1 protein-coding gene is annotated in these 334 nt (G+C 45.2%); it reads left to right on the top strand.

Annotated elements, in window-relative coordinates:
* A partial coding sequence (locus B5P40_RS33135; protein ID WP_220089778.1) for a hypothetical protein occupies positions 1-334 on the top strand: 334 nt, incomplete at both ends.

Genomic DNA, 334 nt, shown 5'->3' with positions numbered 1-334 from the left:
GAAAAATCAAGTTCCTGCGGTCGATAACATGCGCCCATTTGGATGCGTTGCCTGGACACACATTGACAGTTCATTTAGGACTAGTATTGATCCAACAGCGGAAAAGTGTATTTTCTTAGGATACCCATATTACCAAAAGGGATACGTTGTAGAACGCGTCAGAGACAAGAAAGTACTCATCAGACGCGACATCACATTCAACGAAGGGAGCACGCGCGAAAATCATCCGCAAAGCCAAAATCCCATGGAAATCATTGACGAGTTCGTCTATGAAATTAACCGTGCAGTTCGACTACCAACCACATTTGCAGAGGCGATGGAGTCACTGGAAGCA

The sequence above is a fragment of the Bacillus sp. SRB_8 genome (assembly GCF_003264205.1).
Lineage (GTDB): Bacteria > Bacillota > Bacilli > Bacillales > Bacillaceae_G > Bacillus_A > Bacillus_A mycoides.
This window is presented reverse-complemented; position numbering and strand designations above follow the sequence as displayed.